This is a genomic window from Frondihabitans sp. Leaf304 (genome assembly GCF_001423105.1).
In the GTDB taxonomy this organism is placed as follows: Bacteria; Actinomycetota; Actinomycetes; order Actinomycetales; family Microbacteriaceae; genus Frondihabitans.
Window position 1 is genome coordinate 211,940 of the sequence record NZ_LMNV01000002.1, and the last position, 18,136, is coordinate 230,075.

Consider the following 18,136-nt stretch of genomic DNA (forward strand, 5'->3'; position numbering starts at 1 on the left):
CGAATCGGAAGCGGCATCATGACCGGCATCAGCCGCGACGTCGGCGAACAACGCCGTCTGCCGTGGACTGCACCGGTCCGAAACCCGAGCGCAGGATGGACGGAAGCCAGAGATCGAGTAGGCGGTGCCACAACCGGCATCGGCTGGGCGCTGCGATACCGCCGTCGACTCCTCGCCAGCGACGCGCTCGTGATTCTCGCCAGCGTCGTCACTGCCGCCGTCGTCGAGACCATCCGAGACGGGGTCGACCAGACCTTTGCCGGCCTTGCTGCCGCCGACGCGAAACCCCTCGTCGAGTTCATCGGCTACCCCGTCGGCATCGGCCTCCTCTGGGCCCTCTGCCTGGCGTTCCAGCGCACCCGCGACCTCTCGGTCGTCGGAACCGGGGCAGCCGAGTACAAGCGCGTGCTCAACGCCACGATCCTCACCTTCGTGCTTATCGCGCTCGTCATCTCGATCACCGGCCATGAGTCGATGCGCGCCTACTTCTTCGTCGCCCTCCCCGGAGGCTCGGTCGGCCTCATCGCCTCGCGGTTCCTCCTGCGCAAGTGGCTGATCCGCCAGCGCCAGCTCGGCAACTACCTCTCTCGAGCCATCGTCGTCGGTGGCCGCAGCGACGTCCGCTACGTGATCGATCGAATCGACGAGAAGCCGGGCGCCCTCTACGACGTCGTCGGAGCCGTCGTCGAAGACGAGGACGGCAGCGCCGTTGCCGCCGGGTCGCGGGTCGTTCCGATCGTCGCGTCGCTCGACGACGTCTCGCGCGCCGTCTGGAAGATGAACGTCGAGAGCGTCATCGTCGCCGGCGACCCGCGTGCCGGCACCGACTACATCCGTGACCTCGGGTGGAGCCTCGAAGGCCGCGCCACCGAACTGGTGATCGCCTCTCGCCTGGCCAACATCGCCGGACCCCGCATCCATTTCCGTCCCGTCGAGGGGCTCCCGCTGATGCACGTCGAGCTGCCCCAGTTCGACGGCCCGAAGCATGTCATGAAGCGTGCGACGGACGTCATTCTTGCCGGATTCGCGTCGCTTCTCCTGCTTCCCCTCATGCTGGTGATCGCCCTGGTGATCAAGAGCGAAGGATCCGGCCCGGTGCTCTTCAGGCAGGAACGAGTGGGGCGCGACGGACGCCGCTTCACCATGCTCAAGTTCCGCACGATGGTCGTCGACGCCGAAGCTCGTCTCGCGGCTCTCGCCGAGCAGTCGGAGGGGAACGGCGTGCTCTTCAAGATGCGAGACGACCCCCGCGTCACGAGGGTGGGCCGGATCCTTCGGAAGTACTCCCTCGACGAGATCCCGCAGCTCTTCAACATCATCGGCGGCAGCATGAGCATCGTCGGGCCGCGGCCCCCGCTTCCCCGCGAGGTCGACGGCTACACCGACCACGTGCACCGCCGTCTCTACATCAAGCCCGGCCTCACCGGCATGTGGCAGGTGAACGGACGCAGCGACCTCAGCTGGGAGGAGAGCGTTCGGCTCGATCTGTACTACGTCGAGAACTGGTCGATGACCGTCGACTTCGTGCTGATGTGGCGCACCGTGAAAGTGATTCTGCGGCCGAACGGGGCGTACTGATGACTCCCGACGAAACCGTGAACGAGACGGCCTCCGCCCTGCCCGGCGATGCGGGCGCGGCACGCCGCAGCGGGCGTCGCGGGCGGGTCCTCGTCGTGCACTCGTCTGACGAGCTGTACGGATCGGACCGCATCGTGCTCGAAGTGGTCGCGGAACTCGTGGCCGCCGACGAGCTCGACGTCACCGTGTGGCTACCGAGCGACGTCGCGCCGGGCCCCCTCGGCCCGATGCTCCGCGAGCTCGGAGCCCGGGTCGAGCGGCACCCGCTGCCCATTCTGCGGCGGATGAAACTGAGCCCGGGCGGATTCCTCCGCCTCGGGCGCGACGCGGTGCGCACTCTGGCGAGGCTCCGCGGCCGTCACTTCGATCTCGTCTACTGCGCTACCAGCGCATGTTTGCCCGTCGCACCTCTCGCACGCCTCACTGGCGTCCGTCGAGTGGTCGGGCATCTCCAAGAACCATGGAGTGCGAAGGACCGGGTAGGTCTTCGTCCCCTGGCGAGTGCGTGCACGGCCCTCGTGGCTGTGTCGCACTCGGTCCTCGGCGCGTCGGGTCTCGCCGAGGACCCGCGGGCGGTGGTGGTTCACAACGGTGTCCCCCATCGCTCGCGTGAGCTTCCGACGGCTCCCCCGGAGCACCGTCGACCGCACTACGTCATCGCGAGCCGCTGGAACCCGCACAAGGGCCACGGCACGCTCCTGCGAGCGTGGGACGCCGCTGGCTGCCCCGGCGAGCTGGTGATCCTCGGTGCTGTCCCCGCGGTGGGTCTCGGCATCGACGTCGCGGCCCTGGTCAAGAAGCACGTCTCCCGGCCCGAGACGGTTCTCGTCGTGGGCGAAGTCGACGACGCGACCCCGTATCTGCAGGCCGCCGACGCCGTCGTGCTTCCGACTGACACCCTCGAGGGATTCGGGCTCGTGACCGTGGAAGCCTTCAGCGAAGGGCGCCCCGTGATCGCCAGCCGGTCCGGAGGTCCCGAGGAGGTCATCGACGACGGCGTCACCGGTTGGCTGTTCGACCGCGAGGACGTCGACGGCCTGGCATCGCTCTTCCGCGACCTCGACGTCGCCACCCTCGGCGCAGCCGGCCGCCGAGCCGAAGCGGCCTACCACCGCGACTTCACGCCCGCCCGCATGCGTTCCCGCATCGCAGCGGTCGTCGACGGCGAGCTGGGCCGCCCCACCCGCATCACCACCGAATTGGCGGAGGCCTCATGACCACGACTGCTGTCCGCGAGACGTACGCCGACTCCCTCACCCGCCTCGCCGGCGCCCAGAAGGGGTCGAGCGGCGCCCCCGCCTACTCGCGCTTCATCAACCGCCGTCTGGGTCGCTACCTCGCGGCCGCGGCCTATCAGCTGGGTATGACGCCGAACCAGGTGACCGCCGTGAGCGCCCTGTTCACGTTCGCCGGCATCGCGGTGATCGCCTTCGTCCCCACCTCGATCGTCGTGGGCATCGTCGTGATGCTGCTTCTCGTGATCGGTTACGCACTCGACTCCGCCGACGGGCAGCTGGCCCGCCTTCGCGGTGGCGGCAGCCCGGCCGGTGAATGGCTCGACCACGTGATCGACGCCACCAAGATCGGCGTTCTCCACCTGGCCGTCTTCGGAAACTGGCTGCGCGAGCCCGAGGGGCGCCACGCGGTGCTCGGCGTGCCGCTCGCCTACGCTGCCATCGCGGCGGTCGCTTTCTTCGCGATCGTCCTGACCGACCAGCTGCGCCGCGCCGAGCACATCCGCACCGGGATCCCGACGCGCGGCAGTCGCTCGACGAGCACGCTGTACTCGCTGGCCGTCGTGCCGACCGACTATGGCCTCATGTGCCTGTCGTTCGCCCTCCTGGCGTGGCCTCTCGGATTCACCGTCGTGTACATTGCCTTCTTCGCCGCGAACACCCTGTACCTCGCGCTCGCCCTGCCCAAGTGGTTCCGCGAGCTCAAGGGCCTCGGCGAGCTTCCCGACCGGTCGGTCGCGCCATGACGCGCCGCGTAGCCCTTGCCGACGCCGTCGCTCAGCTCGGCCGACGGTGGATCCTCGTCGCCGCGTCGGCGCTGCTCGCTCTCGTCGCGGGCGTGGCCCTCGTCGAGGCGCTCGACGGACGCGACGACCGGGGACTGACGCCCATCGGCGCCCTCGTCATCCTCTTCGCGTTCCTCCTCGCCGGTGGAGCGCTCGGCCTCGCGGCAGGCATCGTCCTGACGCGACTTGAACCCCGTGTCACGACGGCCGACGATGTTCGTCGTGTCACGGGCCTTCCCGTTGTGGCGCAACTCCCGCGGGGTGTCGTCGACGCTGACGACCTCGCGATCCGTCCGACGTCGAGTCGCATGCGATCGGCGCTTCGCGAAGCCGTCATGAACGTCCGGTCGCTCGCTGGCGGCGAGTTGCCGTCGCGACTCGTCCTGGCCCGCGCCGACGATGTCGGCGAAGTCTCTGGGGTGGACGGCGGCTACGCCCGTGCCCTGCTGGAGAGCGGATTCCGCCCAGCCCTGGTTCAGGCCGACATCGAGTCACAGCTTCTCGCTCGACCCTCCACCGTCCGCGACACGGCCCTCGATGCGGCCGCCTACCCCGACGCCGCGGGCTACCAGCGCGTACCGGTGCCGGATCTCGTCGCCTCGGCCCGCCCCGAGCGCCTCCTCGGCCAGGTCGAGAGCCTCTTCGGATCTCTCGGCGAGCGGTACGACGCGGTCGTCACGCTCGTCGCCAGCAATTCGCACCCGCTGCCGCTCCGAGCGGTTGCACCGCTCGCGGACGCCGTCGTGATCGTCGTCCGATCGAACCGGACCACCGTCGAGGATCTCCTGGCGATGCACGGCGAACTCGTCGGGATGGGGGTCGAACCCCTCGGTGTGCTCATGACGAGCGTCGCGGGCCGCCACCGGATCGCCGTCCGGCGCGACTGGGCGGCGACGGACATCCGCGAGGCACGTGCGGGCAGGGGTCCGGTACTGCAGGCGAGCTCCGCGAATCCTGATCTCGATCTGGTCAGCGCTCCCCCGCGTTCGCGACTCTCCATTGCCGACCTTGCACGTCTCGCCGAAGAGCGAGAGGCATTCGCCGCTGTTTCTGACCCGTCGCGCCCCGTGCGCGACTCACTTCGAAAGGACCGCTCGTGACCCTGAAACGACGCGTCGGCTACGCGGCCGGTGCCTACGACCTGTTCCACATCGGCCACCTCAATCTGCTTCGTCATGCCAAGACCCAGTGCGACTACCTGATCGCCGGTGTCGTCGCCGACGAGATGCTCGAACTCACCAAAGGCATCTCGCCCATGGTGCCGCTCGCCGAGCGCCTCGAGATCGTCAGCCACATCGACTTCGTCGACCTCGCCCACGCCGAGGTCGTCCCCGACAAAATGGACGTCTGGCGCGAGCTGCAGTTCGACGTCTTCTTCAAGGGCGACGACTGGCGCGGCACCGAGAAGGGGCTGAAGCTCGAGCGCGAGTTCGCCGAGGTCGGAGTCGAGGTCGTGTACTTCCCGTACACGATGTCGACGTCGTCGACCATTCTTCGTCGGGCCGTGTCGGCACTGGACGAGGGCTCGATCGCCCGATAGCGGTCTCGGTTTCTCTTGGGCTTGGGCTTGGGCTTGGGCTTGGGCTTGGTCTTGGGCTTGGGCTTGGGCTTGGGCTTGGTCTTGGTCTTGGTCTTGGTCTCCTCGTCTCGGTCCGGGCCGAGGATCCGACGGGGCTGTGGATAACGCCGGCGAGCGTCGGGGCATCTGCACGATGCTCTTCGCATGACAACGACCACTTCAACCGATGCTCCGTCCACCACCTGCCCCTGCCCGCCCTCGACCGAAGTGCTCGACTCGCATCGCGAGCTCCGCACTCGGGCCGACCTCGATGAGCGCATCCGGCAACTCATCCCCTGCGCGACGCAGCGTCAGCTCTGGCTCCTGCTCCTCGACGGCGATGACGTGCAAATGCCGGTCATGGTGCCGATCGGCGATCTCCCCCTCTGGGGCGGGCCCGACGCCACGGGCGGTGCGGACGGTGAGGGTCTCGTCGAGCTCCTCCGCTCGATCCGCGACGAGTTCCACGCGGTGTCGTACGTCTTCGTACTCGAACGGCCTGGCGCAGCCGTGCTTGACCGCGACGATGTCTCGTGGCTCGAACACCTGCTGACCTGCGGCGATCGCACCGGCTTTACAGTGCGGGCCGCCTACGTCTGCCACGAGTCCGGCCACGCGGGCTTCGAGGCGGCCGACATCGACACGCTCGTTCCCGGCGCCGAGCTTCCGCGCTACGAGACACGGTGCGTGACCTGCCCGGTGTTGGCGACGGCTGAGTAGGCGAGGGCCGAGATCGCGCGGGAGGAGAAGAGCCGCGGCGAGCCGGTGCCGGGCGGTGTGCCGGTGGGTGCGTCGTTAGTGCGTCGATGGGTGCGTCGGCTCGTGAGTCGGCGTGAGCCGCGTGGAGTCCGTCGCGTTGGGTGCGGGTGAGGTGTTCTCGCGCGAGCTGAGTCGTCTCGCCTCTTGCACTAAGGGGCCGAGCGGCTGCCGCTAGGAGTCGGAACCGTCGAGGTGGCGCCACCACGCCGTCTCGGCGTGGGCAGCCGAGGTGTAGACGCCGAGGTTTTCTTGCTCGCTTTCGGTGAGCGACCAACTCGTCAGCCGGTAGCCGGAGGCGAACCTCTCGACGAGGGCTTCGGGTGGCGCATCGTCGTGGGCGCGGACGAGCCAGCTTCCGGGGCCGCTTTCGTCGAGCACGCGTCGATTTTAGCTGGTGCCGGGTGCCGGGTGCCGGGTGGCGGCCTAGGCAGTGGGTGTGGGTCGTCGGTCTTTGCCGTCTGCTGGCTACTCGCGGCCTCGGTGCCGGCTGTTTGTTGCATCGCTAACCGAATCACGCATCGCACACCGATCTTTAGGTAAGCGATGCAGATTTCGGTTAGCGATGCGTAACCGCGAGGCGGGCTGCGGCTGGCAAGCGCCGCCGACGCTGCTATCTGGCGCAATTAGTCGCAAATCGCAGGTTTAGTCGCGATATAGCGCGACTAAACCCGCGAAACGCGACTAGATAGCCGCGAGCCGCGAGCCGCGAGCCGCGAGCCACCGCAGCGGCGCGCTATTTGCGGTTGCCGATGCGGCCGCGGAGCACGTCGATCCGCTTCTGGATCTGCTCGGTGCTGGCCTGGGCCACCGACGGGCCACCCGACACGCGGCGGAGTTCAGCGTGGATGACCCCGTGCGGCTCGTTGGAGTGGCGCGACCAGATCGACACGAGGCGGCTGAGCTCTTGACGCTGCTCTTTGATGGTCATGTAGAGGGGGCGCGATGGCTCCTCGACCACGGTGGGCAGGCCGGTCTTGGGCTGACGCTTCGAGCGGCCGGCCTGAGTCGCCTGGCGCTGACGGAGGAGCTCTCGCACCTGGTCGGGCTCGAGCAGTCCGGGAATGCCGAGAAAGTCGAGCTCTTCGAGACTGCCCACCTCGCTTGCCGTGCCGAACTCACCGCCGTCGTAGAGGACCCGGTCGAAGTTGGCCTGCGCGTCGAGAGCTTCGAAAGGCTGCTGCTCGAGGAGGCTCGACGCCTTCTCTTCGCGGTTGGCCTCGGCGACCATCGCGTCTTCCTCGGAAGTGAAGATGCCGTCGTCGGCGTTGGTCGGCCGGTCGAGAGCGTGGTCTCGTTCGAGTTCGAGCTGCCCGGCCAACGCCATCAACCCGGGCACGCTCGGGAGGAAGATCGACGCCGTTTCGCCGCGACGACGAGCTCGGACGAAACGCCCAACGGCCTGGGCGAAGAAGAGGGGCGTGGAAGCGGACGTGGCATAGACGCCGACCGCGAGGCGTGGCACATCGACGCCCTCGGACACCATGCGGACGGCGACCATCCAGCGCGAGTCGGAGGAGGAGAAGGCGCCGATGCGGTCGCTCGACGCTTTCTCGTCGGAGAGGACGACGGTGGGCCGCTCACCCGTGATCTTGGTGAGGATGGACGCATAGGCGCGGGCGGCGGTGGTGTCGGTCGCGATGACGAGCCCACCCGCGTCGGCGACGCCGCGGCGCACCTCGGTGAGACGCTTGTCGGCGGCCGAGAGCACAGACGCGATCCAGTCGCCCTGCGGTGACAATGCGGTTCGCCAGGCCTGGGCGGTGATGTCTTTGGTGACGTGCTCGCCGAGAGTAGCGCTCATCTCGTCGCCCATGCGGGTGCGCCAGCGCATGGCTCCGGCATAGGCCATGAAGAGCACGGGCCGGACGACGCCGTCAGCGAGAGCACGGCCGTAACCGTACGAGTAGTCGGACTGAGAGGTGCGGATGCCGTGCTCGTCGGGGGCGTACTGCACGAACGGGATCGGCGCAGTGTCGGAGCGGAACGGGGTTCCGGTCAGCGAGAGTCGCCGGGTCGCCTTGCCGAAGGCCTCGCGGATTCCGTCACCCCAGGTAAGGGCGTCGCCGCCGTGATGCACCTCGTCGAGAATCACGAGAGTGCGGCCTGTCTCGGTGATCCTTTTCAGCACCTCGGGCTTCATGCCCACCTGCGCATAGGTGATGGCGACGCCGTGGTAGTGCCGACCGAAGGTGACATCGGCGTTCTTGAACATCGGATCGAGGCGGAGGTTGACGCGATCCGCCGCATCGGCCCACTGGCGTTTGAGGTGCTCGGTGGGGGCGACGACGACGATGCGATCGACGTCGCCGCGCGAGAGAAGCTCGGTGGCGAGGCGCAGAGCGAATGTCGTCTTACCGGCCCCGGGGGTCGCGGCGGCGAGGAAGTCTCGGGGCTCAGCGGCGAAGTACTTCTCGAGGGCCTCGGCCTGCCACGCGCGGAGTTTGCCCGCGGTGCCCCAGGCAGCTCGCTCGGGGAAGGCCGGCGACAGGTGTTCGGCGGCCGCCCGCCCGATTTCAGTGGGCTCCGGCCCGGAAGAGGTAGAGCCAGTGGGCTCCGGCCCGGCGAGGGCAGAGCCGGTGGGCTCGGGCCCGGCAAGCGCGGAGCCAGTCGGCGCGGCCTCAGCGGGCTGCGGCCCGGATGCGCCGGGTTCGTCGAAGGTCGAGCCGCGGGGCTCGTCGGGGTCTGGTGCGGTGGCGATACTCACTTCTCTCCGATTTTAGTCGTCACCGGGAGCCGCCTACGACGCATCGGTAGCCGAGGCCCCTCGCTGGGCGGCGCCGTTCGTGTCGCGGTCGCCGCGCGAGATGCGCTTGGTCGAGCCCCCGAGCAGGCTCGCGCTTGTGACACTGCCGGGCCCGAAGCGAGCTCGGAGCGCGTCCATCGTGGTCTCGGCCTCGCGCCAGTCGGCATCGTCGTCCCACAGGCCTACGGCGCCGCCCGACGACCCCTCGAAGGCGAGCTGTTCCATGCGCACCCCCACGAGCCGGAGTGGCGTGGGGTGCCGCGAGAGCGAGCCGGCGTGCCCGCTCGTCTCGTACACTCCGCGGACCTCCTCGTAGATACGCCGCCCCAGGTCGGTCGGCTCGGCAAGCGTCTTGGAGCGGGTGATCGTCTCGAAGTCGCCGAAGCGCAGTTTGAGCACGACGGTTCGACCCGTCGCTCCGGCCGCTCGCAGCCGTCGGCCGACCTGGTCGCTCAGTCGGAGGAGTTCGCTGCGAATGCGGTCGGCGTCGCCGACGTTCGACTCGAACGTGACCTCGTGGCCGACGCTCTTCTCTTCGCTCTCGGTCGTCACGTGCCGAGGATCGCGGCCCCAGGCGAGCTCGTGGATCTTCTGACCGCCCGCCGCTCCGATGGCCCTCACCAGCATGTCGAGAGGAGCCGCCGCGACGTCGCCGATCGTTGCCAGCCCGTAGCCCCGGAGCACTTCTTCGGTACGCCCGCCGACGCCCCACAGCGCGCTGATCGGCCGCGGATGCAGAAACGCCAGGGTCTCGCGATGCGGCACCAGCAGCAGCCCGTCGGGCTTGGCGACGCTCGACGCGAGTTTGGCGACGAATTTGGTCGAGGCGATACCGATGCTGCAGTGCAGACCCGTCTCGGCGTGCACCCGCTGGCGCAGTCGCGTCGCGATCTCGTACGGCGTGCCGAGCAGGCGCAGCGAGCCGCGCACGTCGAGGAATGCCTCGTCGATTCCGAGTCGTTCGACCAGGGGGGTGACGTCGTCGAACATCGACATGACCTGCTGCGAGTAGTGCTTGTACCGCTCGAAATGCGGCTCCAGGATGATCGCGTGGGGGCACTTGCGGAGGGCGATCGCCATGGGCATAGCCGAGTTGACGCCGTATTTACGGGCCTCGTAAGTGGCGGCCGTGACGACTGAACGCTGGGATCGATGGCCGACGACGACCGGTAGGCCGCGAAGCTCCGGCCGCTCGAGAAGCTCGACCGACGCGAAGAAGGCGTCCATATCGACGTGGAAGATCGTCGCGGTCGCATCGTCAGTGGGCTCAGCCGTGACCTGACGCCCGCTGCCGTCTTGCTTGCTCATCGATCACCTCCGGGGGCAATCCTCACACGGGCCACTGACATCCGATCCTCGAACGGGGCCGCCTCGGATCCTGCGCCCGAATTTGAAGGAGAAACGCCCGCACGCCGACGACGACATGCCGATCGAGAGCCCCGGCGCTCCGGTTTCTCCTTCAAATTCGGCAGGGGGGACGACAAGCACGAGCTCAGCCGACGGGCCCCAACCAGCGCGCCGCCACCGTCGCGTGCGCCGAGTCGCTCGACGACGGGTGGAATCGCCCTGCCAGCACGTCGCGGTAGAGCCGTCCGAGTTCCGAAGTCGACCGGAACGAGGATCCGCCGGCCACCGTCACGGCGCGGTCGACCACCCGGGCCGCCGTTTCGGTCGCCCGGACTTTCAGCCCGACGAGCTTCGGGAACCAGTCGACACCGTGGTCCACGAGCCCGTCGAGGTCGGCGGCGATCCGGTCGACCTGGGGTTCGAGTCCGTCGAGGTCGATGGCGGCGTCGGCGATCCGCCACCGTACGACGGGGTCGCTCGACGTCGGCAGCCCGGTGCGGCGCGAGTCACGGGCGAGGGCGGAACCCACCGCGAGGTCGAGGGCGCGCCGGGCGATCCCGCGGTAGACGGCGGCGATCAGTGTCTCGAACGCCGCGAAGATGCCGAAGACGAACGGGTCGGCGGAGGGGCCGACCGGAAGGATCCGCACCACCCGCGATGCGGCCACCGGGGCCTCGACCAGCCGCGTCGTGTGGCTCTGCGTCGCCCTCATGCCGACGGTGTCCCAGTCGTCGAGCGATTCGTGGCCGCCGTCGGCGCGGCGGAGGAAGCCGTGCACGATCGAGGGCGCCGCCGGATCCTCGTCGTTTCGACCGAAGACGCCGAGCCTCGTCCAGACCGGAGAGAGCGAGGTGAAGATCTTGGTGCCGGTGAACGTGTATCCGCCGTCGCCGGTCGGGGTGGCCGTCGTCACCGAGTCGAAGAGCACGAGGTCGTTGCCGGGCTCGCTGACTCCGAACGCGAAGATCTCTCCGGCGGCCGCGTCGTCGAGCACGAGCCGCAGGGAGTCGTCGCCGCGGGCCGCGAGCAGTGCCGCGGTGACTGTCCAGACGAGGTGCATGTTGACCGCCAGTGCGGTCGCGGGCGCCGCGGTGGCGAGTCGGCTCTGGAGGGCGGCGATCGCTTCCACGCCGAGCCCGAGGCCGCCGAGTTCGCGCGGGACGGCCGCCTTGAGGTACCCCAGCGCGGCGAGCTCGTCGAAGTCGTCGTGCGGAAACGCGTTGGCTTCGTCGTAGCCGGCCGCTCGCGCGCGGAATCGCTCGAGCAGGTCGTCGTCGAGAAGGGCAGAAGGATCCGCGATGGTCGCCATACGACAACGCTACGGTGGTTGCATGACACAAGCCCACCCGTGGTCCCGCTACGTCGCGATCGGCGACTCCTTCACCGAGGGAATCGGCGACCCGGATCCGGGGTCGACCGGCGGGCATCGAGGCTGGGCCGACCGCGTCGCAGAGGTGCTCGGGTCGACGGTCGACGACTTCGCGTACGCCAACCTCGCCATCCGCGGGCGGCTGCTGCAGCAGATTATCGACGAGCAGGCCCAGGCCGCGCTCGACCTCCGGCCCGACCTCATCACGGTCTCGGCCGGCGGCAACGACATCATCCGCCCCGGCACCGACCCCGATGAGGTCGCCTCCCGACTCGAGGGTCTCGTCGCGACGCTGTCATCTCAGGGGGCGACGGTCGTGCTCTTCAACGGGCCCGACATCGGGGCTACTCCCGTGCTCGGGCGCATTCGCGGCAAGGTCGCGATCTACAACGAGAACGTGCAGGCCATCGCTCTCCGGCACGACGCCGTCGTCGCGAACATGTGGGCTCTTCGCGAGCTCGCCGACAGCCGCATGTGGGCTCCCGATCGGTTGCACTTCTCTCCTCTTGGGCACCACCGGATCGCCCGGATGGTCCTGGCGTCGTTGGCTGTCGAGAACGATCTGCAGGAGTACGTGCTGCCGGATCCTGATCGTCGCCTGTGGCGCGAGGCCCGCCGCGAAGACATGGGCTGGGCGCGCGAGTACCTGGTGCCGTGGGTGCTGCGCCGGGTGCGCCACCAGTCGTCGGGCGACGGGCTCGGGCCGAAGCGGCCGGAGGCTGTCGCGGTGCTGTACCGCGAGAGCACGAACCGGGAGCAGTAGGCGCGAGCAGTCGCCACCGGCTGCGACCAGCGACCGGCGACCAGCGACCAGCGACCAGCGACCAGCCTCGCGACCTGACGACTTTCGGCCAACCTCGTGCGCCGCGGCGCTGTGACATCGGCCGATCCGCGCGAGGTCAGTTCCCGGCCACGGCCGCGACGCCCCGTAGCGCGGCTAGAAGACCAACGACGGGTTCGTCAGCCGCCACCACGCGTCGGGCGCCGGAATCGGGTGGTCGAGCTCGAGCGGCACGGTCGTCGTCGTCTCGCCGATGGTGACCTCGAGTGTTCCGGCCCGGTCTCCGGTCGACGCCTCCGTGACGGGGTCGAGCGACGGGACGGCTCTCACCGTTGCCTTGCCGTAGACGAGCTTCGACACCGTCTTCGAGGCCACGGCGTGCGCATTCGCGCCCCACTCGGTCGCGTAGGTGCCGAAGGCGGTGCCCTCGGTGACGGCCGTCACGGTCTGGAACCCCGACTTCACGCTCGCCAGGAGCTTCTGGATGTCGGCGTCGAGTGAGTCGTGGTCGACTCCGCCGAGCATCACGCCGATGACGGTGACCTCTTTGCCCTCGATGGTCTCGCGCGAGGCGAAGAGCAGGCAGGCGCCGGCCTCGTCGAGGGTGCCGGTCTTGATTCCGACGACCGAGTCGATGCCGAGCAGCTTGTTGGAGTTCTCGACCGTGCCAACCGTCGGTATCTCGACCGACTTCGTCGACACGATCTTCGCCACGTCGGGGTTGGCGAGAGCGAGCTTTCCGATCTTCACGAGATCGGTCGCCGTCGATTGGTTCGCGGCGCTGAGGCCGGTCGGCTCGACGAGTCGGGTGTGGTCGAGGCCGTTCTTCTTCAGCCAGGCAGAGACGGCGTCGACGAAGGCGTCGTTGGAGCCGTAGGCCCAGTAGGCGAGGGCGCTCGCGTAGTTGTTGGCCGACTTGATCAGGGCGACCTGCAGAGTCTGCCGTTCGGTCAGCGTCAGACCCGTCGGCATGTCGGCCACCTCGCCGTTCTGGGCCAGGTAGCGCGCATACAGCGCGTGGTCGGAGGCCGTGAACGTGATCTTGGGGCCCTGAGAGCCGTCGAGGGGCTTCTTGTCGAGCACCACGAGTGCGGTGACGATCTTCGAGATGGAGGCGATCGAGCGTGGCTTGGCATCGCCCGAGGTCTTCAGGCTGTCGGTGAAGCCGACGGCCTCGACGGCGGTCGCGCCGTACGACGGGAACGACAGCGACAGTGATTTCTCGGCCGGTGCGGTGAATTTCGTGACGGTCGCCGAGGCCGGAGCGATCGGGGCGAGCAGCGTGGCCGGAACGTAGACGCCGACTGCTACGACGACGGCCAGGGCGAGAATCGTCAGGATACGGCGCCTCACGTAGTGCGGACGACGCGCCGACCCGCGGCCCCGCGCTCCCCGGCTCACGCCTGGGCCCCGGGCCGCGCCGCGCCTGGACGCAGTGCCCACAACACGACCGCCGAGGCCGCGGCGACGTTCAGACTGTCGACGCCGTGGAGCATGGGGATCGTGACGACCGTTGTCGCGGCCTCGAGCGCCCGGTGCGACAGCCCGTCACCCTCGGTGCCGAACAGCATCGCGATCTTCTCGGGAGCCCGAGCGGCGTACTCGTCGAGGGTCACCGCGTCGTCGCTGAGCGCCAGGGCGGCGATTTCGAAGCCGGCGCTGCGGAGCACGTCCGCCCCCTCCGGCCAGTCGGGCAACCTGGTCCAGGGCACCTGCAGCACCGTGCCCATCGAGACGCGGACGCTGCGACGGTACAGCGGATCGGCCGAACGGGGTGTGACGAGGACGGCGTCGGCCCCGAGCCCCGCTACGGCGCGGAAGATGGCCCCGACGTTCGTGTGGTCGACGATGTCTTCCAGCACGACGACGCGCCGGGCGCCCTCGAGCACCGACTCGACGCTCGGGAGCTCGGGGCGGTGCATTGCGGCGAGCGCCCCACGGTGCAGGTGGAAGCCGGTCAGTCGTTCGAGCACGTCGGACTCACCGACGAAGATCGGCCCGTCGTAGTCGGCCACGAGCGGCTCGATGTCGGCCAGCCACTTCTCGCTCAGGAGGACCGACCGGGGCACGTGGCCGGCAGCGAGAGCGCGCGCGATGACCTTCGACGACTCGGCGATGTACAGGCCGCCCTCGGGCTCGGTCTTGCGGCGCAGGGCCACGTCGGTGAGGCGGGAGTAGTCGGCGAGCTCGGCGGAGTCGAGGTCGGTGATGCGGGTGACGCGCAAGGAGGGCTCCCGGAAACAAAACGGCAAGAGAACGCGTTTAGGCTAACGTCACCCGCCTTTGAGGAGCCCCACCTATGGCGCAAGCCGCCACGCCCGACAGCTCGACCGACGGAGCAGCCACGCTCGATGAGGCCGTGCGCGTCCTCCGGGGGCGCCGCCTCGCAGTGCTCACGGGCGCGGGGGTGTCGACCGATTCGGGGATCCCGGATTACCGCGGCGAGGGCGCGCCGGTTCGTCGCCCGATGACCTTCCAGCAGTTCAAGGGCGATACCGACTTCCAGAAGCGCTACTGGGCCGGCAGCCACCTCGGCTACCGCCACTTCGCCGCCTCCCGCCCGAACGACGGCCACCGCGCGCTCGCCGCACTGGAGCAGGCCGGTGTCACCAACGGTGTCGTCACGCAGAACGTCGACGGGCTGCACCTGCGGGCGGGATCCTCGCGTGTCGTCGATCTGCACGGCACCGTCGACCGGGTCGTCTGCCTCACCTGCGGTCAGGCGTTCGCGCGCGAGACGGTCGCGCAGCGCATGGCCGAAGCGAATCCCTGGCTCGAGCGTCCCGACAAGATCCGCCTGAACCCCGATGGCGATGTCGACGTCGACGACATCGACGCCTTCGTGCTGCCGGTCTGCACCGTGTGCTCGGGCGTGCTGAAGCCCGACGTGGTGTTCTTCGGCGAGTTCGTACCGGTCGAGAGGTTCGCCGAGGCCCGGGCGATGGTGCAGTCGGCTGACGCTCTCGTCATCGCGGGGTCGAGCCTCGTGGTCAACTCCGGCATTCGACTGCTCGAGACGGCCCTCCGCAAGAAGGCCCCGGTCGTCATCGTCAACCGGGGCGTCACGAAGGGCGATGCCCGCGCCGTGGTTAAGCTGAGTGCCGGCGCGTCAGAGACGCTGGCAGCCCTGGCCGAGCGGCTCATCGACGCGTAGTCCCGTCGAGGGGTGGTTGCACGGCCTCGCCGACACGAAGGACTCCCCCATGACACGGCTCTACCTCGTCCGCCACGGTGAGACCGACTGGAACAGGACGCGAAGGATCCAGGGCTCGACCGACATCCCCCTGAACGACACGGGCCGGGCCCAAGCCCTCGACACCGCCCGCCTGCTCTCTCGCCGCTCGTTCGACCGCGTCGTCGCGAGCCCGCTCTCCCGTGCGCTCGAGACGGGTTCGATCATTGCGAGCCACCTCGGGCTCGCCGAGCCCGAGATCGACCCCGGAATGATCGAACGGAACTACGGCGAGGCCGAGGGGTTCACGTTCGAAGACATCGCGCTGCATTTTCCCGATGATGCGCCGGTGCCCGGTCGGGAGCGTCGCAGTGTGCTTCGCGCCCGGGTCGAGGCCGCCCTGCTGGGGATCGCCGAGCGTCACCCCGGAGAGACCGTCGTGGTTGCGACACACGGCGCCGTGATCCGCGCCATCGTCAACCACATCTCACCCGAGACGTCGGCCGATCGTTCGGTGCCGATCCGCAACGGGTCGATCCACTCGTTCGATGTGATCGACGGCGCCCTGTCGCTGATCGCGTTCGACGATCCGATCGAGGTCGAGTCGGAGGCCGCGGGCCGCTACTCGTTCGAGTACCAGAACGCGCTCGAGGGTCGCGCCGACGCCTGACGCGGGCCGCGATCCGACGCGGATCGGCCAGAGCGACGTGGCGCGCCGCGTCGGTTCGGCCGATCCGCGTCAGCTCGCTGCCGGGCTAGCGTCGACCGACCCGCTCCAGCGCCTCGAGCAGCGTCGTCGCCGACGACTCCCAGCTGAACAGGGCGGCCTGCGTGACCGACGCTTCGGAGCGACGCGCCCACTCCCCCGGCTCGGCCAGCTTCAGCACGGCGTCCGCGATCGACGCCGGCGAGTCGGGGTCGAAGTAGAGCGCCGCCTCCCCGCCGACCTCACGGAAGATCGGGATGTCGCTGACGACAGCGGGGGTTCCGAGTGCCATGCCCTCGATGACCGGAATGCCGAAGCCCTCGGCCTTCGAGGCTGTGACGACCGCCGTGGCGCCCAGCAGCACGTCTCGGTACTCCTCGTCGCTCGCCCCGTCGTGGAACACCAGTGACCCGGGTGGGGCGAGGCGTTCGAGCTCGTCGCGCTCGCGGTCGGAGACCCGGCTCATGAGGTGCAGGCGGTACCCGTCGAGGCGGAGCAGGGCTCGGGCGAGCGACCGGACGTTCTTGTAAGGCATGAAGCTGCCCATGTAGACCAGGTTGCGGGCGGTGGGCTGGATCCTCGGTTCCGCCGTCTGCGGGTCGGCCGCGTTGTACACCACCGTCACCGGCTTCGACGTGAGCTGGTGTGCCGCGATCTCGGCCGCGGTGGTCTCGCTGACGGTCACGATCTCGTCGGCCCGGTTCAGAAGCAGCCGCTGCGGCCACCAGGCGAGGTGGTAGAGCCGCCAGAGCAAACGGATCGGCAGCGCGAACTCGGGCGGGGGTGTGCGGTTGGTGTAGTAGATGAGGTCGTGCAGGGTCAGCACGAGCCGGTATCGGCGCCCGAACGAGCCCATCGTCTGCATGGGCGACCACACGACACCGGGCTTCAGCCGGTTGACCTGGAGGGCCACCAGGGGTTCTCTCGGGCTCGTGGGGGCGCTGACGAGCTGGTGGGGCGCCTCGGGCAGCTTGTCGAGCTGACGGACGTCGTTGACCAGCAGCGTCACGTCGTGCCCTGCGGTACGCGCCAGCGGAACGAGAGCCGATGCCACCCCGGCCGTGAATCGGCTGATGCCGTCGTGCCGACCCACCCGCACGTAGCGGCAGTCGACGACGAGGTGGAGCGGAGCGGTGGAGGCGCGGGTCATCGGAGGAAGTCCTGGATCGCGACCGCCGCCTCGCGGGGCTTCTCGTAGTGGATCAGGTGCCCGACCCCGCGGATCACGTCGAGCTGGGCGTCGGCGAACAGGGTCTGCAGCTCGTACTGCGCGGGCAGCGCCGTGATGTCGTCGCGGTCCGCGGCCACCAGCAGAACCGGGACGCGGATGTCGCGCGCGTACGTCGACACGTCGCTCGACACCGATGCCTGGAACGCCTCGAGCACCACCTGCCTCGAGGCGAATCGCGAGAAGTAGACGTCGTGCTGGTCGTGCACCCAGGCCCGCAGAGCGCTCTGCTTGGTCTTGACCATGGCGAGACTCGCGATCCGGGTCACGAGACGGGAGCCGAGGATCCGATACCCCGCCCGCTCAGGCAGCCGCGCGCCTGCCCAGTAGTAGAAGACGGCGAGCCTCGTCAGCACGCCGCGGGGCCCAGAGAGCGCGGGAGCGGCGATCGGGTTGACGAGGATCAGCTTCGCGACGTCGAGCCCCGAGGCGCACGCGGCGCTCGACACGATCGACCCGAAGGAGTGACCGAGCAGGACCGTCTCGGGGCCGAGGTCGAGAGCACGGAGGAAACCGCGGAGCCATTCGGCGTAGGTGGCGACGCTGTGCTCGCGACCCGTCAGTGCCTCGGACTCGCCGAAGCCCGGCAGGTCGGGCGAGATCACCCGGACGCGCTCGCCGGGAGCATCGGGCCCCGCGAGGAAGGCGACGACGGGTTCGAGGCCGTGATGGTCGCCGCGGAAGCCGTGGACCGCCACGATCGTGGTCGGCGCGGCGACATCGCCATACACCCAGTAGTGCGCGGCTCGACCCCCGACCTCGACGAGGCCCCGCTCGGTAGGAATGGCTCCGAGCCGGTCGGCGTAGGGCGAGGGGACTCTCGGTTCAGGCACGCGTTCAGTCTAGGCAGGCGAGTTTCGGCGAGTGGGCGAGTT

17 protein-coding genes are annotated in these 18,136 nt (G+C 69.1%); 9 read left to right on the top strand and 8 right to left on the bottom strand.

Features of this window, described 5'->3' with window-relative positions; translation table 11 throughout:
* Positions 1-18 precede the first annotated feature (18 nt).
* From ASF54_RS00940 to ASF54_RS00965, 6 genes are all read left to right on the top strand, one after another.
* Positions 19-1,578 (top strand): sugar transferase, encoded by a 1,560-nt coding sequence (locus ASF54_RS00940; protein WP_084815857.1) that lies wholly within the window; start codon positions 19-21, stop codon positions 1,576-1,578.
* Positions 1,578-2,795 carry a glycosyltransferase gene (locus ASF54_RS00945; protein WP_055957658.1) on the top strand — a complete coding sequence of 406 codons (1,218 nt, stop codon included), beginning with the start codon at positions 1,578-1,580 and terminating at the stop codon, positions 2,793-2,795. The genes ASF54_RS00940 and ASF54_RS00945 overlap by 1 nt, the downstream gene beginning before the upstream one ends.
* Positions 2,792-3,559 (top strand): CDP-alcohol phosphatidyltransferase family protein, encoded by a 768-nt coding sequence (locus ASF54_RS00950; RefSeq protein WP_055957662.1) that lies wholly within the window; start codon positions 2,792-2,794, stop codon positions 3,557-3,559. The genes ASF54_RS00945 and ASF54_RS00950 overlap by 4 nt, the downstream gene beginning before the upstream one ends.
* Positions 3,556-4,698, top strand: a complete 1,143-nt coding sequence (locus ASF54_RS00955) for an archaellin/type IV pilin N-terminal domain-containing protein (RefSeq protein WP_055957665.1) — start codon at positions 3,556-3,558, stop codon at positions 4,696-4,698. Before ASF54_RS00950 ends, ASF54_RS00955 begins: the two co-directional genes overlap by 4 nt.
* A gap of 2 nt (positions 4,699-4,700) precedes the next feature.
* Entirely contained in the window at positions 4,701-5,138 is a 438-nt protein-coding gene (locus ASF54_RS00960; RefSeq protein WP_055961801.1) for an adenylyltransferase/cytidyltransferase family protein, read from the top strand.
* Positions 5,139-5,321: 183 nt separating this feature from the next.
* On the top strand, positions 5,322-5,876 hold the full coding sequence (locus ASF54_RS00965; RefSeq protein WP_157509976.1) for a hypothetical protein: 555 nt from the start codon (positions 5,322-5,324) through the stop codon (positions 5,874-5,876).
* A gap of 210 nt (positions 5,877-6,086) precedes the next feature.
* Here the strand turns inward: ASF54_RS00965 and ASF54_RS00970 are convergent, their stop codons facing one another.
* The 4 genes from ASF54_RS00970 to ASF54_RS00985 all read right to left on the bottom strand — a co-directional run bounded on the left by ASF54_RS00970 (position 6,087) and on the right by ASF54_RS00985 (position 11,314).
* Complete coding sequence (locus ASF54_RS00970; protein WP_055957671.1) at positions 6,087-6,293, bottom strand: hypothetical protein; 207 nt, start codon at positions 6,291-6,293, stop codon at positions 6,087-6,089.
* Between the two features lie 355 nt (positions 6,294-6,648).
* Entirely contained in the window at positions 6,649-8,427 is a 1,779-nt protein-coding gene (locus ASF54_RS00975) for a DEAD/DEAH box helicase (protein WP_055961805.1), read from the bottom strand.
* Between the two features lie 225 nt (positions 8,428-8,652).
* The gene (dinB, locus tag ASF54_RS00980) at positions 8,653-9,966 is read right to left on the bottom strand and encodes a DNA polymerase IV (RefSeq protein ID WP_055957675.1); all 1,314 of its coding nucleotides are present in this window, start codon (positions 9,964-9,966) and stop codon (positions 8,653-8,655) included.
* 184 nt (positions 9,967-10,150) lie between these two features.
* Positions 10,151-11,314, bottom strand: a complete 1,164-nt coding sequence (locus ASF54_RS00985) for an acyl-CoA dehydrogenase family protein (RefSeq protein ID WP_055957676.1) — start codon at positions 11,312-11,314, stop codon at positions 10,151-10,153.
* A 22-nt stretch (positions 11,315-11,336) separates the two neighbouring features.
* Between ASF54_RS00985 and ASF54_RS00990 the strand changes: the two genes are divergently transcribed.
* Positions 11,337-12,137, top strand: coding sequence for an SGNH/GDSL hydrolase family protein (locus tag ASF54_RS00990; protein WP_055957681.1), 801 nt, complete (start codon positions 11,337-11,339; stop codon positions 12,135-12,137).
* Between the two features lie 174 nt (positions 12,138-12,311).
* On the opposite strand, the gene ASF54_RS00995 is transcribed toward ASF54_RS00990, so the two are convergent.
* Together ASF54_RS00995 and ASF54_RS01000 are read right to left on the bottom strand one after the other, a co-directional pair.
* Entirely contained in the window at positions 12,312-13,508 is a 1,197-nt protein-coding gene (locus ASF54_RS00995) for a D-alanyl-D-alanine carboxypeptidase family protein (RefSeq protein WP_055957684.1), read from the bottom strand.
* 44 nt (positions 13,509-13,552) lie between these two features.
* Complete coding sequence (locus ASF54_RS01000; protein ID WP_055957687.1) at positions 13,553-14,380, bottom strand: TrmH family RNA methyltransferase; 828 nt, start codon at positions 14,378-14,380, stop codon at positions 13,553-13,555.
* A 74-nt stretch (positions 14,381-14,454) separates the two neighbouring features.
* Between ASF54_RS01000 and ASF54_RS01005 the strand changes: the two genes are divergently transcribed.
* Together ASF54_RS01005 and ASF54_RS01010 are read left to right on the top strand one after the other, a co-directional pair.
* Positions 14,455-15,309, top strand: coding sequence for a Sir2 family NAD-dependent protein deacetylase (locus ASF54_RS01005; protein ID WP_055957690.1), 855 nt, complete (start codon positions 14,455-14,457; stop codon positions 15,307-15,309).
* A 49-nt stretch (positions 15,310-15,358) separates the two neighbouring features.
* On the top strand, positions 15,359-15,997 hold the full coding sequence (locus ASF54_RS01010) for a histidine phosphatase family protein (protein ID WP_055957696.1): 639 nt from the start codon (positions 15,359-15,361) through the stop codon (positions 15,995-15,997).
* 85 nt (positions 15,998-16,082) lie between these two features.
* On the opposite strand, the gene ASF54_RS01015 is transcribed toward ASF54_RS01010, so the two are convergent.
* Positions 16,083-17,183, bottom strand: a complete 1,101-nt coding sequence (locus ASF54_RS01015; protein ID WP_055957702.1) for a glycosyltransferase family 4 protein — start codon at positions 17,181-17,183, stop codon at positions 16,083-16,085.
* Positions 17,180-18,094 carry an alpha/beta fold hydrolase gene (locus tag ASF54_RS01020; RefSeq protein ID WP_055957705.1) on the bottom strand — a complete coding sequence of 305 codons (915 nt, stop codon included), beginning with the start codon at positions 18,092-18,094 and terminating at the stop codon, positions 17,180-17,182. The genes ASF54_RS01015 and ASF54_RS01020 overlap by 4 nt, the downstream gene beginning before the upstream one ends.
* Positions 18,095-18,136: the final 42 nt, after the last annotated feature.